Annotated in this window: 12 protein-coding genes; 2 read left to right on the top strand and 10 right to left on the bottom strand. The window is 72.8% G+C overall.

Translation table 11 applies throughout. The features are described from left to right. The 9 genes from ACIODU_RS32255 to ACIODU_RS32215 all read right to left on the bottom strand — a co-directional run bounded on the left by ACIODU_RS32255 (position 1) and on the right by ACIODU_RS32215 (position 11,427). A complete protein-coding gene (locus ACIODU_RS32255) occupies positions 1-903 on the bottom strand; it encodes a hypothetical protein (RefSeq protein ID WP_401772456.1) in 903 nt (300 codons plus the stop codon). A 5-nt stretch (positions 904-908) separates the two neighbouring features. Continuing rightward, the gene (dgoD, locus tag ACIODU_RS32250; RefSeq protein ID WP_401772453.1) at positions 909-2,054 is read right to left on the bottom strand and encodes a galactonate dehydratase; all 1,146 of its coding nucleotides are present in this window, start codon (positions 2,052-2,054) and stop codon (positions 909-911) included. After that, the gene (locus tag ACIODU_RS32245; protein WP_356428595.1) at positions 2,051-2,878 is read right to left on the bottom strand and encodes an FCD domain-containing protein; all 828 of its coding nucleotides are present in this window, start codon (positions 2,876-2,878) and stop codon (positions 2,051-2,053) included. Before ACIODU_RS32245 ends, dgoD begins: the two co-directional genes overlap by 4 nt. Before the next feature lie 92 nt (positions 2,879-2,970). Continuing rightward, positions 2,971-3,729: an SDR family NAD(P)-dependent oxidoreductase gene (locus ACIODU_RS32240; RefSeq protein WP_401772449.1), complete on the bottom strand. Its 759-nt coding sequence runs from the start codon at positions 3,727-3,729 to the stop codon at positions 2,971-2,973. A gap of 166 nt (positions 3,730-3,895) precedes the next feature. Continuing rightward, positions 3,896-6,031 carry an alpha-galactosidase gene (locus ACIODU_RS32235; RefSeq protein ID WP_401772446.1) on the bottom strand — a complete coding sequence of 712 codons (2,136 nt, stop codon included), beginning with the start codon at positions 6,029-6,031 and terminating at the stop codon, positions 3,896-3,898. Beyond that, a complete protein-coding gene (locus ACIODU_RS32230) occupies positions 6,028-6,876 on the bottom strand; it encodes a carbohydrate ABC transporter permease (RefSeq protein WP_356428604.1) in 849 nt (282 codons plus the stop codon). Before ACIODU_RS32230 ends, ACIODU_RS32235 begins: the two co-directional genes overlap by 4 nt. Then, entirely contained in the window at positions 6,876-7,778 is a 903-nt protein-coding gene (locus ACIODU_RS32225; protein ID WP_401772444.1) for a carbohydrate ABC transporter permease, read from the bottom strand. Before ACIODU_RS32225 ends, ACIODU_RS32230 begins: the two co-directional genes overlap by 1 nt. A gap of 1 nt (position 7,779) precedes the next feature. Then, positions 7,780-9,069 (bottom strand): extracellular solute-binding protein, encoded by a 1,290-nt coding sequence (locus tag ACIODU_RS32220; protein ID WP_327233488.1) that lies wholly within the window; start codon positions 9,067-9,069, stop codon positions 7,780-7,782. A 207-nt stretch (positions 9,070-9,276) separates the two neighbouring features. Continuing rightward, a complete protein-coding gene (locus ACIODU_RS32215; protein ID WP_401772441.1) occupies positions 9,277-11,427 on the bottom strand; it encodes a glycoside hydrolase family 27 protein in 2,151 nt (716 codons plus the stop codon). Between the two features lie 208 nt (positions 11,428-11,635). On the opposite strand from ACIODU_RS32215, the gene ACIODU_RS32210 reads away from it, so the two are divergent. Beyond that, positions 11,636-12,880: an ROK family protein gene (locus ACIODU_RS32210; RefSeq protein ID WP_356428613.1), complete on the top strand. Its 1,245-nt coding sequence runs from the start codon at positions 11,636-11,638 to the stop codon at positions 12,878-12,880. A 102-nt stretch (positions 12,881-12,982) separates the two neighbouring features. Here the strand turns inward: ACIODU_RS32210 and xylA are convergent, their stop codons facing one another. Beyond that, entirely contained in the window at positions 12,983-14,152 is a 1,170-nt protein-coding gene (gene xylA / locus ACIODU_RS32205; protein WP_356428616.1) for a xylose isomerase, read from the bottom strand. A 279-nt stretch (positions 14,153-14,431) separates the two neighbouring features. Here xylA and xylB point away from each other — a divergent pair, with 279 nt between their 5' ends. Beyond that, entirely contained in the window at positions 14,432-15,907 is a 1,476-nt protein-coding gene (gene xylB, locus ACIODU_RS32200) for a xylulokinase (protein WP_401772436.1), read from the top strand. The last annotated feature ends 90 nt before the right edge of the window (positions 15,908-15,997 follow it).

Here is a 15,997-nt window from a genome sequence, read left to right as displayed (position 1 = left end):
TCAGCGGTGGCGGGTCGCCGTCACGGTCAGCCGCCAGCGGACCTCGCCGGACGGACCGACCCTGGCCGCGTCCGCCGCACCGGCCGCCGCCAGGTCGAAGACCCGGCCGAGCATCGGCTCGACCCCGATGGAGCGGTACGGCGTGTCCTCGGGGAAGCCCCCCAGGTTGCGCCACAGGGCCACGGAGACGGGCTGGTCCCCGGCCTCCAGCGCGAAGTGGAGGCCGTCGGCGCCGTCCCGTACGGACACCTCACGCGCGTCGACCACCGCGCCGAGCGCCGTACCGTCGTCGGGGCCGAGGCGGTCGAGCCGTACCCCCGCCGCCTCCGGCCAGCTGCCCGGCACCCACCCCGCGCCCCCGTCGGGGTAGAGCCGGACCGCCGCGCCGCCCGCCATCACGGCGCGGGCCCGCCCGGAGACCTCCAGCAGCGCGTGCGCGGCCCAGAGGAAGCGGTAGCCGGGCGCGGCGGTGAGCCGGTAGTCGACGACGGTCCTGCCCGCCCCGGCGGAGACGCGCCGCGTGAGCCGGAAGTCGGGGCAGTCGACGGACATCTCCTCACCCTCGCGCCGCCAGGGCCGCGACCAGGCGTCCCCGTGGTCGGGGGTCCCCCGGACGGTGGGGACGCACTCCTCCAGGCCCCCGGCGTCGGCGAAGGGGTCCCCGGGCCCGACCCCGGCCCTGCGGGGCTCGTCGCGGTGCCACAGCCACTCCCGGCCACCGGCGGTGAGCGAGGTCCAACGGCCGCCGTGGGCCGGGTCGGTGACGATGCGCGGCGCGGGCAGCTCCTCCGGCGCGGATTCGGGCGCGGCCTCGGATATGGGCGCGGGCAGATCGTACGGCGCGGGACCGGATACGGGCCCGGGCGCGGCCAGATCGCCAGGTTCAGGTACGGAAGCGGGCACAGCGCTCACCATTCCGCGAACGAGCCGTCCGCGTGCCGCCACACCGGGTTGCGCCAGGCGTGGCCCGTCCGGTCGGCGGCCCGTACCGCCGCCTCGTCCACCGTGATGCCGAGCCCGGGCAGCTCCGTGCGCCGGGCCTGGCCGCCGACGAAACGGAACGGCTCCGGGTCGACCACGTACGACAGCAGGTCGGCGTCCTTGTTGTAGTGGATGCCCCTGCTCTGCTCCTGGATGAGGAAGTTCGGTGTGCAGAAGGCTATTTGGAGGCTGGCGGCGAGCGCGATCGGCCCCAGCGGGCAGTGCGGGGCGAGCTGCGCCCCGTACGCGTCCGCGAGAGAGGCGATCCGGTGCACCTCCGAGATGCCGCCCGCGTGCGAGAGGTCCGGCTGGGCCACGGCGATGCCCGCCGCGAGCGCGGGCAGGAACTCCGCCCGCCCGTACAGCCGTTCACCGGTGGCGATCGGCACCTCGCTCGCGGCCACCAGCGCGGGCAGCAGATGACCGTGCTCGGGCAGCAGCGGCTCCTCCGCGAACAGCGGGTGCAGCGGGCCGATTTCGTGGAGGACACGCCGCGCGCTCGCCGGGCTGAACCGGCCGTGGAAGTCCACGGCGACGTCGCGGTGCGGGCCGAGGACGGCGCGGGCGGCGGCCACCCGGTCCACCACCGCCGCGGTCTCGGCCGCGGTGGTGAGGGGGGAGGTGCGGCCGGACGCGTTCATCTTCACGGCGGTGAAGCCGGCCTCGACCTGCTCGGTTATCTCCTCGGTGAGCCGGGCGGGTTCGTCGCCGCCGACCCACGCGTACACCCGGACGGAGTCCCGTACCGGACCCCCGAGCAGGGCGTGCACCGGCGCGCCGTACGTCTTGCCCGCGATGTCCCACAGCGCCTGGTCGATCCCGGCGACGGCGCTGGAGAGCACCGGGCCGCCCCGGTAGAAGCCGGCCTTGCTGAGCACCTGCCAGTGGTCCTCGATCCGCAGCGGGTCCCGGCCGACCAGGTACTCGGCGAGGACGTCGACCGCGGCCCGTACGACCTCGGCGCGGCCCTCGACCACCGGCTCGCCCCAGCCGACCACACCCTCGTCGGTCTCGACGCGGCAGAACAGCCAGCGGGGCGGGACGAGGAACGTCTCGACGCGAACGATCTTCACTTCGCCTCGGTGCCTTTCGTGTCGGTGGTGGTGTCCCGCGCGCCGTCGCCCCGGGCGCCGGAGTCCCCGGCCTCGGAGCCCCGGGCCCCGGAGTCCCCCGCGCCGCGGTCCCCCGGCGTCCCGTGGACCTTGTCCAGGTCGCGTACCGCCTGGTCGAGCAGGGCCCGCATGGCCGCCTCCGCCGCGTCCTGGTCCCCCGCCCGTACCGCGTCGAGAACGGCGCGGTGGCTGGGCACGGGGTCCTCGCCGTGCGGGGAGCTGTGCACGATCTGGTCGCGGTGGGCCAGCCCGGACTCGATGACCATCTCCATGCGTTCGAGCAGCTCGTTGTGGGTCGCGGCGAGCAGCGCGCGGTGGAAGGCGAGGTCGGCCTCGACCGCGTGCGCGGCCTCGCCCCCGCCGTCGCCCATCGCCGCCAGCGCCGCCTCCAGCTCCGCGAGGTCGGCGTCGGTGCGGCGCCGGGCCGCCAGCCGTACGGCGGCCGGCTCGACGATCCCGCGCACCTCGCCGAGGTTGCGCAGCAGGCCGAGGTCGGCGTCCGAGCTGGTGCCGCCCGCGAACTGCCAGCGCAGCACATCCGCGTCGAGCAGGTTCCAGTCGGCGCGCGCCCTGACGAACGTCCCCCGTTTCTGGCGCGCGTCGACCATCCCCTTGGCGGCGAGCACCTTCAGCGATTCGCGCAGCGCGGTCAGACTGACGTCCAACTCGCTCTGCAACGCCACGAGATCGAGTGTCGCCCCCTCGGGAATCTCCCCGCTGAGCACCCGGCGCGCAAGAGTCTCCACGGTCTGGCCGTGCACTCCGCGGCGCGCGTATGGCGTCATGTCGTTATGCCTTTCTGCTGGTCGGTCGGGTCCGGCGGTGGGGTGGTGCCCTGGAGCCTGTCCGCCGGACAGGGCCCAGCGGGCGCCGGCGGTCAGGCCGACGCCTTCACCACACTCCAGCCGCCGTCCACGAGCAGGCTCGATCCGGTGATGTACGAGGCTTCCTCGGCGGCCAGGAAGGCGATCGCGGCGGCGACCTCCTCCGGTCTGCCGAAGCGTCGGGCCGCCGTCTCGGCGACGCTGCGCTCCCGGTCCTCCGCCGGCACCCGGTCCCAGGCGGCGGTGAGGATCGGTCCCGGCAGGACCGCGTTGACCCGCACCTCGGGGCCGTACTCCACGGCGAGCTGTCCGCACAGCGAGAGCAGCGCGCCCTTGGAGGCGGCGTACGCGGGGTGGCCCGGGATGCCCTTGTGGGCGTGCACGGACGAGGTCAGGACCACCGCGCCGCGCTGCTCCCGCAGGTCGGGCAGGACGGCCCGGAAGCCGAGGAACCCGCCGGTGAGGTTGACGGCGAGCTGTCGTTCCCAGGAGGCGAGGGTCATCGTGTGGGCGGGCGCGACATCGACGGTGTAGGCGTTGCTGACGAGCACACCGACCGGGCCGAAGGTGTGCGCGGCGGCCACGATCCGGTCCCAGTCGTCCTGCCCGGAGACGTCGGCCGTGACGAACACGGCGCGTCCGCCGGCCGTACGGATGCCGGCCGCGGCGGCCTCCCCGCGCTCGGTGGCGACGTCGGCGAGGACCACGGCCGCGCCTTCGGCGGCGAGCCGTTCCGCGGTGGCGGCGCCGATGCCCGAGGCGGCTCCGGTGACCACGGCGACGCGGTCGGTGAAGCGGGCGGTTCCGTTCATGGGGCGGGTCGACTCCTTGGGGTGCGGGGAGGGCTCTTCTGCGGTGGGACGGTGGTGCGGCGGTACGGCTGTACGGGGCCCGGGCGACGTGAAGACTTTAGTGACCGGCCGGACCCCGAACCGGTCACTCGGCGCCGGTCACCCGGACCCGCTCACCCGGACCCGGTCACTCCCGGGTGAGAACGACCAGCTCCGCGTCGTACCGCTCGGTCCACGCGAACGGGACGCCGGAATGGACCAGATGGGCGCCGCTGTAGGTGAGGCCCGACGCCCTGTCGACGTAACGGGCCGTCGGTTCGAGCCCGCGCAGCCGCAGCCGGGCCGCGCGCCCCGGGACCAGCGGCGCGCCGTCGAGGCGGCCGGTGTTCCACGCGGTGACGACGACGCGTGCGCCGCCCGGTTCCTCGTACTGGATGCCGCAGGTCGCGTCGGCCGGGGTGTTCAGCAGGTGGACCTCCCCGTGATGGACGACCTCACGCACGTCCTTGTAACGGGCGATCCACTCCGCCGCCTCGGCGCGCCGCTCCGGCGACCAGGTGCGGATGTCGGCGCCGATGCCGAGGACGCCCGCCATGGAGTTGACGAAGCGGAAGCCGAGCGAGCGCGGGCGTGGGTCGAAGACGCCGGGTGAGTCGGTGACCCAGGAGCTCATGGTGTGCGGCGCGTGGGCGTGGAGGTAGCCGTACTGGATGGAGAGCCGGTCGAGCGGCGCGGTGTTGTCGCTGGGCCACACGACGTCCGTACGGGCGAGCGTGGCGTGCTCGATCCGGGCGCCGCCGCCCGCGCAGCCTTCGACGGTGACGTGCGGGTGGCGGTCACGGAGGTGGTCGAGGACCCGCAGGTAGCCGGCGACGTGCGCGGCGTCGAGGTCCTGCTCCTCGACGGGGCCGCCGCCCGGCCTGCCGCGTTCGGTCGGCGGGCGGTTCATGTCCCACTTGAGGTAGCTGATCGCGTGGTCGCCGAGCAGCCGGTCGAAGGTGGCGAGGACGAAGTCCTGGACGTCCTCGCGGCCGAGGTCGAGGAGGAGTTGGTTGCGTACGAGGGTGGCGGGGCGGCCGTCGATCCGGTAGACCCACTCGGGGTGGGCCGCGTACAGCGCGGACTTCGGGCTGATGGCCTCCGGTTCGACCCAGAGCCCGAAGTCCAGGCCCAGGGCGCGGACTTCGCCGATGAAGTGGTCGAACCCCTGCGGGAACGAGACCGGTTCGGGAGTCCAGTCACCGAGGCCGCCGGTGTCGTCGTCCCGGCCGGGGAACCATCCGTCGTCGACGACGAACAGTTCGGCGCCCATCTCGGCGGCGATCCGCGCAAGTTCGAGCTGGGTCCCGGCGTCCACGTCGAAGCCGGTCGCCTCCCAGGAGTTGTAGAGAACCTGGCGGGGGCGGTCCATCCGGGCTCCGGTCAGGTGCCGTTCGTAGCGGTGCCAGACCCGGGCGAGGCCGTCGAGTCCTTCGGAGCTGAACGCGCAGGCGAGCCGGGGGGTGGTGAGGGTGGCGCCGGGGACGAGCCGTACGGCGCCCTCGTGGGGCACACGTCCGGCGCGGACGCGGACGGCGCCGCCCGGCTCGGCGTCGGTGGTGAGGTGCCAGTTGCCGGACCACTCCAGGGCCACCCCGTAGGTGGGGGTGGCTCCTTCGGCGGGCGACGCGAGATCCTGGACGGCGAGCCACGGCGCGTAGGCGTGCCCCGGCACTCCCTGGGTGGACGCCATCTCGAAGCGGCCCCGGGTGAGGTCGAGTTGCGTGCGCTGGAACTCCTGGGACCACTGTCCGGTAAGGTACGTGAGCCGGGCGCCGCCCGCGACGGGGATGTTCACGGCGGCGGAGTCGAAGCGCTCCAGGCGCAGTTCGGTGTCACCGGTGCAGGTCAGTTCGGTCCAGCGGAGGATCACGTCGGTGCCGGGGACGGCCTCGTAGCAGAGGGCCGCCGTCAGGCCGAGGGTGTCGTCGGCGAAGACCAGCCGGAGCGTACGGTCGCCGTCCTGGGCGGCCTCGGTGAACCGCCACCACACCCCCCGCTCCTCGCCGGGCCGCTGGGCGACCAGGTCCGCGCCGGTGAACGGCCGCAGTCCGTACGGGATGTACTCGGCGGGAGACGCGTCGGCGGGGGTGATGAAGTGGGTGCGGCGCGACCAGTCCAGCGCCGGGGGCCCTGTCTCCACGCCGTGCGGTCCCCACGCGGTCAGCTCGGCCCACCGGCCGTCACCGGCGAGGGCGACCGCGTAGGTGGTGTGGTCGGTGCGCAGCAGCCACCGGTCGTCCGGCAGCCCCGTACCCACCGGAGTTGTGTCGTGCGGGGTCACTTGACTGCTCCCAGATTGAGTCCGGCCACGAAGTGGCGCTGGAACCGCAGGAATACGACGACGGTCGGGGCGGCGGCGATGACCGAGCCGGCCGCGATGACGTTCCACATCGACACGAACTGGCCCTGGAGCCCGATGAGGGACGCGGTGATGGGCATCTTGGTGTCGGTCCGCAGCACGGTGATCGCCCACAGCAGGTCGTTGAAGATCCAGGTGAAGGAGAGCGCGCCGAGCGCGGCGAGGGCGGGGGTGGTCAGCGGCATGATGATCCGCCGGTAAATCTGCCAGGGCCCCGCGCCGTCGATGACGGCGGCCTGCTGGATCTCGGGCGGGATGGACCGCATGAAACCGTGCAGCACGAAGACGTAGAAGCCGACGCCGAAGCCGACCTGGACGCCGATGAGCGCGTACAGCGAGTCGTACAGGCCCAGCGCTTCGCTGATCTTGGAGACGGGGATGAGCAGGATCTGCGGCGGCAGGAGGTTGCCGCCGAGCATCACCAGGAGCAGGGTACGCCGGAACGGCAGGTCGTAGCGGGCCAGTCCGAAGGCGGCCATGGAGGCCAGCGCGAGGGACAGCAGCACGGTCGGGACCGACACCAGCAGGCTGTTGAGGAGGGCGCGGCCCTGTCCGCCGTCCACCCACGCCTGGCGGAAACCACCGAGGGTGAAGGAGTGCGGGAGGCTGCCCAGGCCGTTGGCGGCGATGTCGTCGAACGAGCGCACGCTGGTGACCAGGACGAGCGCGATCGGCACCAGCCACAGGAGGGACAGCGCGCCGGCTCCGGCGTGGAAGCTCGCGGTGGCCCACGCGCGGTGCCTGGCCCGCCGGTTCATGGCGGTCATCAGTCGGCCTCCCGGAAGGCGCGGACGAGATAGGACACGATGACCCCGAAGGCCAGCACGAAGATCACGACCGCGAGGGCGGAGCCGTATCCCAGCCGGAGGGACTGGAAGGCGGTGGAGTACATGTACGTGGAGAGCAGTTCGGAGGAGTGGTACGGGCCGCCGCGGGTGAGCGCCCACACGACGTCGAACGAGCGCAAGGAGTCGATGACGATGACCGACAGGACCACCGCGTTGACACCGCGCAGCTGGGGGATCGTGATGTGCCGGAACTGCTGCCACCGGGTGGCGCCGTCGACCTTCGCGGCTTCGTACAGCACCGGGTCGATGCCCTTGAGCCCGGCGAGGTAGAGCACCATCACGTAGCCGATCTGGCGCCACAGCGCGGGCACGATCACGGCGTACAGGGCGGTGTCCTGGTCGGCGAGCCAGGCGTGCTGGAGGCTGCCGAGACCGAAGAACTCCAGTGTGTTGTTGATCAGGCCGTCGGGCTGGTACATCGCCTGCCACACCAGGGCGGTGGCGGTCAGCGAGAACACCACGGGCAGGAAGAGCGCGGCCCGGTAGAAGCCGACTCCGCGGCGCTCCTGCTGGAGGAGCAGGGCGGCGCCGAGGCCGAGGAGCGCGGAGAGTCCGCCGAAGAGCAGCAGCCACAGGACGGTGTCGAGCAGCGCGGTGCGGAAGACGCTGTCGCCGAACATCTCACGGTAGTTGCCCAGTCCGACGAACGTGGGCGCCGAGACGCCGTCCCAGTTCGTGAGCGAGAGGTAGAAACCCTGGACGGCGGGCCAGAACACCCAGAAGGCCTCGGCCAGGAGTGGTACGAGGACGAAGGCGAGGACCACGGGCGGGACCCGCGTCGCTCCCCGCCTCCGCCGCCGTGCCGCGGTCAGGACCGCCATGTCACTGGCCCCAGATCTTCTGGGCGTCCCGCTGCCAGGTGGTGAGGATGGAGTTGATCTCCTTGGGCTTGGCGAGGAAGCGGGTGAGCGCGGTGTCCGCCGACGGCTGGAGGGCGTCGCTGGAGTCGCGGTTGAAGAACTGGGTGACGTCCGCCGCGCCCTCGATCAGCGCGCGGCCCTTCTTCACCAGCGGGGTCCCGGTGTCCTTGGCCTTGGGGTTGGTGGGCAGCGCGGTGCCGGAGGAGCCCTTGAGGTAGATCTCCTGGGCCTCGACGGTGGCCATGTAGGTCATCAGTTCCTTGACCTCGTCCTTGCGGCCGGTGTGGGCGCTCGCGAAGTAGCCGTCGGTGGGGCCCTCTTCGGCGAGCGGGACCTTCGGGTCGATGACCGGGAAGCGGAAGAAGTCGATGTCGTCGAGCATGTCCTTGGGGGCGGAGTCGGCGAAGAAGGTGCCGATCAGCATCATGCCCGTACGGCCCTGGAGCAGGGAGGTGGTGGCGTCCTGGAAGGCGAGCGCGGTGCCGTTGGGGTCGAAGTACGGCAGGGCCTCGCTCCACCGGTCGAAGACCTTGTGGACCTCGGGGTCGTCGAAGCGGTGCTTCCCGGCGAGGAGGTCGCGGTGGTACTGGGCGCCGTTGATCCGGATGTTGAGGTAGTCGAACCAGGAGGACGCCACCCAGGCGGTGTTGCCGCCGGCGCCTATCCCGATCGGGGCGACGCCTTTCTTCTTGAGCTTGTCGCACAGGTCGAGGAACTCGTCCCAGGTCGTGGGCTCCTGGACGCCCCACTTGGCGAAGTTCGACTTCCGGTAGAAGCAGCCCCACCAGTAGTAGGTGGCGGGAACGAACACCTTCTTGCCGTCGGACGAGGTGCAGAGCTTCTTCAACGCCTCGCTGTAGCCGGACAGTTCGGGCTTCGTCCAGATGTCGCTGACGTCGAGCAGGAGGCCCTTCTTGGCGTACGAGTCGGCGACCGAGCCGGGGTACCAGGTGAGCAGGTCCGGCGGCTGGGCGGAGGTCAGGTACGTCGGCAGCTGGGTGCGGAACGTCTCCGAGGCGACGGTGTTGAGCGTGGCCTTGGCACCGCCGCGCTTGTTGAAGCCGGCGACGAGGTCTTCCATCGCCTTCTTCGCCTGGGGCGAGGAGAGGTTCGACTGGAGGGTGACGGGCCCGCCGCCGGAGGAGGTCTTGGTGCTCGGGCCCGAGGTGACGCATCCGCTCATCAGCGCGGCGGCGCCGACGGCGCCCGTGCCCGCGAGGAACCGCCGGCGGCTGGGTACTGAGTTGATCATGGAGGAACTCCCTGGCTAAGCCCGCGGAACGGGGCCGGGCCCCCTGACGGCCGGGCCCTCGTTCGGCGGGTACAGATTGACGTGACGCCGAGGTCGGCGTCAAGATTAATTACTAATTTATTCCTGATGGGCCGGCAGATCCCGGGCGCATCCCCGGGCACATCGCCCGGAGGTCCTGAGGAACCCGCCGGCCCGCACCGCGAACGGTCAGAGCCGGCTCTGGTGTACGGCTCCGGCCACCCCGCGATAGGCGATCAGCACGGTGTTGTCGGCCGCCGCGACCCCGCCGAGCGACCCGTCGAACACACCGCTCACGAACGGAGGCCGGGGGAACCAGCCGCCCCAGGCGCCCTCCCCGCCCCCGGAGTCGGCGGAGTAGTTGCGCTGCCAGAGCGTGTAGTCACTGGCCCGCGCGAAGAGGTAGACACTGCTGCCCGCCGCCACCAGGGTCGGGCTGCCGCTGACCGTACCGCCGAGAGAGGTCCACTCCGACCAGGCCCCGGAGGCCGACCGCACGCGCTCCCAGACCGCGTCGTCGGCCGTCCGTACGGCGACATGGGTACGGCCCGCCGCGTCGGTGACGGCCGAGGGCCGCCCGTACGTCGGCGCGTCACCGGGCGCGCCCACCGGGGTCCATCCGCCGGACGGGCCGCGCGAGGTGATGAGCCCGTCGGCGCCGCGCGCGAAGAGCGTCCAGTCGTCCGGGCCCCGGAAGGCGACCCCCGGCGCGTCCGTGATCCGGCCGCCGAGACTCCGCCAGGCGCCCCACGTGCCGTGGGCACCGCCGCTGAAGGTCCGGCGGTACGTGGCGTCGTCCGTGCCCCGTACGAACACGTCGATCCGCCCGCCCGCCGAGCCGTACGCGGCCGGCTGGCCGAGGATCCGGCCGTGGGTGGGACCGCCCAGACGGACGGAGTGCCCGGTCCACGCCCCGTCCCGGCCGGTCTGCTGGACCAGCGCGCCGTCGGTGGCGCGGGTGAACGCCGTCAGCCGGTCGCCGTCCGCCACCAGCGCGGGGCTGGCCGAGGACTTCGTACCGAGAGAGGCACCCGGAGCGGCGTCCGTGCCCGACAACTTGAGGAAGGCCGTGCCGTGCGCGGGGACCGTGACGGTGTACGCACCGGTGTGCGTCCCCCGGTCCTGGCGCGCCCGCAGGTCGCGGACGGTGATGTTCCCGGTCAGGCCGGCGTCGGCGAAGGTCAGCGTGCGCTGCGCCGGCTGGTCCGAGCGGTTGAGCAGCGCGACCGCGCGCCTGCCCGTCCCCTGGAGCACCTTGCTGTAGACGTCGCCGGTGGCGTCCGAGGCGACCCGTACCCCCTGGATGGCGAGCGGGTCCTGGTCCACGGCGAGGATTTCGGGGTTGCGCAGGGTGTCGATCATCGACTGGGGCAGGGTGCGCGGGTCGGAGCCGATGACCAGCGGGGCGCCCATGACCGACCAGAGGACCAGCTGCGAGGTGGACTCCTCCTCGTTCAGCTCGTACGAGCCGTCCGCGGTCTTCCGCATGGGCAGCAGGTAGTCCGGATCGTTGTAGTGGCCGGGGCCCTGGGCCTCGGGGTGTGCCGCGTTGGCGTCGGCGCTGCGCAGGATGTTGGGCCAGTTGCCCGGGTACGGCGTACCGAACGCGAGGTCCGTGCCCGTACGCCAGGAGTCGCCGGTCGTCGGACCGTAGGTGTACGCGTTGTGCGCGTCCTGGGCCGGGGTGTGCGGCAGGCCCCAGTCGTCGGTGAGCGGGTTGCAGAGGTTCAGCAGCATGGGCCGGCCCGCCTTGGCGAGGGCGTCGCTGAACTCCTTGAACGCCGGGCCCGGATCGAGCTTCTCGGCGATCCCGCACAGGAAGTCGATCTTCACCGCGTCGAACTTCCAGCGCGCGAACTGCCGGGCGTCCTGCTCGTAGTACCCCCGGCTGCCGAGCCCGCAGCTCTTGCCGCCGTCGTAGGTGCCCGCGTCGGTGTAGATCCCGGCCTTGAGGCCGCGCTGGTGGAGGTACGTCACCAGCGACGGCAGCCCGGACGGGAAGCGGGTGGCGTTGGCGGTCAGCCGTCCCCGGCTGTCGCGCGGGGTGTCGGCCTGCCAGCCGCCGTCCAGCCAGACGATGTTGTAGCCGCTGTCCCTGAGACCGCTGCTGACCAGGTGGTCGGCGACGGACTTGACCGCGCTCTCCGTCGGGGCGCCCAGGCCGTAGTACGTGTTCCAGCCCATGTAGGGCGTCGGGGCCAGGCCGCTGTTGTAGTAGCGCGGCGCGCCCTGGTCGGTGGTGCCGGGCGCGGCCGGGCCGGCGGCGTGCGCCACCGGCCCGGACATCCCTACCAGCGTGGCGGCCCCCAGGGCCGCCGCGGCCCGCCGGGCACGCACCATCCCTGCACGATGCGAAGTCACTGTGTCTCCCGAGAGTTGGGGAATCGTCGGCGCCCCGCCCACCGGAGCGTTCCCCCGGGACCGCGGCGGCGGCGCCACGACGAAGACTGTGGCGGCGCGCCCGAACGCTGTCAACGTTTATTACTAATTAACTTAAACAAGTCGGCGAGCGGCAGCGGCCCGCCGATCACATAGGCTCGACCGCGAGATGAACAGCAATCACACTTCCCTCGGCCCCAAGGCCGACAAGGAGACGGTGCGCCGGCACAACCTGAGCCTGGTGCTGCGCGCGGTGCGGGACGAGGGGGAAGCGACCAGGGCCGGCGTGGCGGCCCGGGTCGGTCTGACCCGGGCGGCCGTGTCCTCGCTGGTCGAACAGTTGCTGGACAGCGGCTTCCTCTCCGAGTCGGGCAAGACCTTCAGCGGGCAGGCGGGACGCCCCGGCACGGTCCTCAAGGTGACCCGCTCGGGTCCGGCCGGCATCGGTGTCGAGATCAACATCGACTACGTGTCGGTGTGCGTCGTGGACCTGTCGGGCACCGACCGCGTCCGCCTCACCGAACACATCGACAACCGGGGCGCGCTGCCCGCCGAGGTGCTGGCGCGGGGCGCCCGGATCGCCGCCCGCACCCTGGAGTCGGCGGCCGAGCAGGATCTCCTGCCGGTCGGCGTGCGACTCGCCCTGCCGGGACTGGTGTCGGGCGGTACGGTCCGCCAGGCGCCGAACCTGGGGTGGAACCGCGTCCCGGCCGAGGACCTGTTCGCGAAGGCCCTGGCCGAGCTGCGGCCCGATCTGCCCGCGCTGCCGGTGAGTTCGGAGAACGAGGCCAACCTCGCGGCGCTGGCCGAGCTGTGGTTCGGCGGCCTGGGCCCGTTGCGCACGTTCCTCTACCTGACCGGTGAGATCGGGGTGGGCGGCGCGCTGGTGCTGGACGGCGAACTGCTGCGCGGGGCCCACGGGTTCGCGGGCGAGATCGGCCATGTGGTGGTCGACGCGGAGGGCCCGCTGTGCCGGTGCGGGTCCCGGGGCTGCCTGGAGCAGTACGCGGGGCAGTCCGCGCTGCTGCGGTCGGCCGGGATCGACGAGAACGCGGGCGTGCCGGGGGTCGCGGAACTGGAGCGCCGGGCGCGGGGCGGTGACACGCGGGCGGTGGCCGCCGTGGAGCAGGCCGGGGTGATGCTGGGCCGGGTGCTGTCGGGCGCGGTGAACCTCTTCGACCCGGACGCGGTGGTGCTGGGCGGGATCTACCGGGAGCTGATGCCCTGGCTGTCCCCGGCCGCCGACCGGGAGCTGACCGCCCGGGTGGTGTCGGGGCTGTGGCCGAGGGACAGCGGACGGCTGCGGGGGTCCTCGTCGGCGGGGGACGCGGCGCGCGGCGCGGCGGCCCTGGTGGTACGGGCGGTGCTGGCCGACCCGGTGGCGTACGTACAGCGGACACGCACGACGCACTGACGCCGGTGGCGGACGTACAGCGCGGGGCGGGCTGACACCAGCCCGCCCCGCGCGCGTTCCGTACGGCGTCCCTCCGTACGGCGTTCCCGCGGTGTCCTCCGGTCAGCGGGCGCCGAGGAGGTGGTCCATGGCGAGCTGGTCCAGGTGCTCGAACGCCATGCCGCGCGCGGCGGCCGCCTCGACGTCGAACTCCTCGTACGCACCGGCGTCACCGAGCAGCCCGGCCAGTCCGTCGGCGGCCGTCGGGAGCGCCAGCTCGTCCAGGCGCGCGGCCCGCAGCGCCTCCTGGACCTGCGGGTCGGCGCGGAACGCGGCGGCGCGCTCCTTGAGGATCAGGTAGTTGCGCATGCAGCCGGCGGCGGAGGCCCACACGCCGTGGAAGTCTTCGGTGCGCGGCGGCTTGAAGTCGAAGTGCCGCGCGCCGTCCCAGCCCGCGGTCTCCAGCAGGTCGACGAGCCAGAAGGCGGCGCGCAGGTCGCCGGCGCCGAAGCGCAGGTCCTGGTCGTACTTGATGCCGTTCTGGCCGTTGAGGTCGATGTGGAAGAGCTTGCCGGACCAGAGGGCCTGGGCGATGGCGTGCGGGAAGTTCAGCCCGGCCATCTGCTCGTGGCCGACCTCCGGGTTGACGCCGAACAGCTCGGGCCGCTCCAGGCGCTCGATGAACGCGAGGGCGTGGCCGACGGTGGGCAGCAGGATGTCGCCGCGCGGCTCGTTCGGCTTGGGCTCGATGGCGAACTTGAGGTCGTAGCCCTTCTCGGTGACGTAGTCGCCGAGCAGGTCGAAGGCTTCCTTCATCCGGTCCAGCGCCAGCCGCACGTCCTTCGCGGCGCCCGACTCGGCGCCCTCGCGGCCGCCCCACGCGACGTAGACCTTGGCGCCCAGCTCGGCCGCGAGGTCGATGTTGCGGATGGTCTTGCGGAGCGCGTACCGGCGGATGTCGCGGTCGTTCGCGGTGAAGCCGCCGTCCTTGAAGACGGGATGGGTGAAGAGGTTGGTGGTGGCCATCTCGACCACGAGCCCGGTGGTGTCCAGCGCCTGCCGGAACCGCTTGATGTGCGACTCACGCTCCGCGTCGGACGAGCCGAAGGGGATCAGGTCGTCGTCGTGGAACGTCACGGCGTACGCGCCCAGCTCCGCGAGGCGCTGGACGGACTCGGCGGGGTCCAGCGCCCGGCGGGTCGCGTCACCGAACGGATCCCTGCCCTGCCAGCCCACGGTCCACAGACCGAAGCTGAACTTGTCCTCGGGGGTGGGCGTGTAGCGTTCCGTCATTCTCTGGCCGCCTTCGATACCTCAGGTCCGGCACGTGCCGACCTTTTTGTTTCCTGACATGACTAATAAAGCACGCCGCTGCCGGTGCGCAAAAGCCCCTGGCTCCGCTCATCCGTGTCGGCCTTCTTCTGTGGCGTCGAAGACGCACGAGCACGCGGTGTCGAAGAGGATGATCCCACCGGCCGTTCCCGTGGGCCGCGCGATCGCGTAATTTGTTCCTCCGACGTTCAAAACCGCGCCGGACGGCCGCACCGACCGGTCCAGGGAAGAGGTACGCGCATGCCGCAGAGCCCGGTCGTCATCGGCGTGGACAGCTCCACCCAGTCCACGAAGGCGGCCTTCACGGACGCCACCACCGGACGGCTGCTCGCCGTGGGCCGCGCCCCGCACCGGGTGACCGGTGAGGGCGGCGCCCGCGAGAGCGACCCCGAAGTGTGGTGGAACGCGCTGCGCGACGCCGTCGCCGCAGGCCTCAAGGAGTCCGGCGTCGAGCCCTCCGCGGTCGTCGGCATCGCGGTCGCGGGCCAGCAGCACGGGCTGGTCGTCCTGGACCGCAGGGGCCGGCCGCTGCGCCCGGCGCTGCTGTGGAACGACACCCGGTCCGCGCCGCAGGCCGTCGCGCTGACCGATGAGCTGGGCGGCCCCGACGCGTGGACGGCGCGCACCGGGTCCGTACCGGTCGCGTCGATGACCGCGACGAAGTGGCGGTGGCTGCGCGAGAACGACCCCGCCCTGGCGGACGCCACGGCCGCGATCAGGCTCCCGCACGACTTCCTCACCGAACGCCTCGCGGGCACGGCGGCCACGGACCCGGGGGACGCGTCGGGCACGTGCTGGTACTCCACCGCCACCGGCGCGTACGACCCCGAGCTGCTCGCCCTCCTCGGCCTGGACGAAGCGCTGCTGCCGCCCGTCGCCGAGACCGGGGCCACCCGGATCGGCTCGCTCACCGCCGGGTCGGCGGCCGAACTGGGCCTGCCGGCCGGCATCGCCGTCGCGGCGGGCACCGGCGACAACATGAGCGCGGCCGTGGGCCTGGGCTTCGGCGGCGCCGGGCTGCTCGACCACCCGGTGCTCAGCCTCGGCACCTCGGGCACGGTGTTCGCCGCGACCCGCACCCGGCCGGCCTCCGCCGCGCTCGCCGGGTTCGCGGCGGCCGACGGTACGTACCTCCCGCTCGCCTGCACGCTCAACTGCACGCTCGCCGTCGACAAGGTGGCGGACCTGCTCCGGCTCGACCGCGAGGACGCGGCGCCCGGCGGCGAGGCCGTCCTCCTCCCGTACCTCGACGGCGAGCGGACCCCGGACCTGCCGGCCGCCTCCGGCCTGCTGACCGGCCTGCGCCACGACACGACGCCGCAGCAGCTGCTGGGCGCCGCCTACGAGGGCGCGGCGGTCACGGTGCTGCGGGCGCTGGACGAGGTGCTGCGGGCGGGCGGCCTGGACCCGGCCGATCCCGGGGTGGCGGCGCGCCCGCTGCGGCTGATCGGCGGCGGGGCGCAGGGGCGGACCTGGGTGGAGACGGTACGGCGGCTGTCGGGACGCGCCCTGATCGTCCCCGAGACCGGCGAACTGGTCGCCCTGGGGGCGGCGGCCCTGGCGGCGAGCGCCGCGACCGGCGAGGACCCGGTGGCGATCGCGTCGTCGTGGGGCACGGGCGCGGGGCCGGAGCTGGAGGCGGTGGAGCGGGACGTGGAGACGTGGGAGCGGGTGGGCTCGGTCCTGGACCGGGCGGCGCCGGGGCTGCTGTCCTAGGGCGTGTCCGTAAAGTCGGTCGGTCGTTGGTCCGTTCGTGGTACGACGTCATGAACTGACTGATCAGGCTTGGGATGTCATCGGGCCGTT

Origin of the sequence: Streptomyces sp. NPDC088261 (genome assembly GCF_044740805.1) — a bacterium.
Lineage (GTDB): Bacteria > Actinomycetota > Actinomycetes > Streptomycetales > Streptomycetaceae > Streptomyces.
The sequence above is the reverse complement of the archived record's forward strand: the minus strand, read 5'-3'. Positions and strand labels throughout refer to the sequence as shown.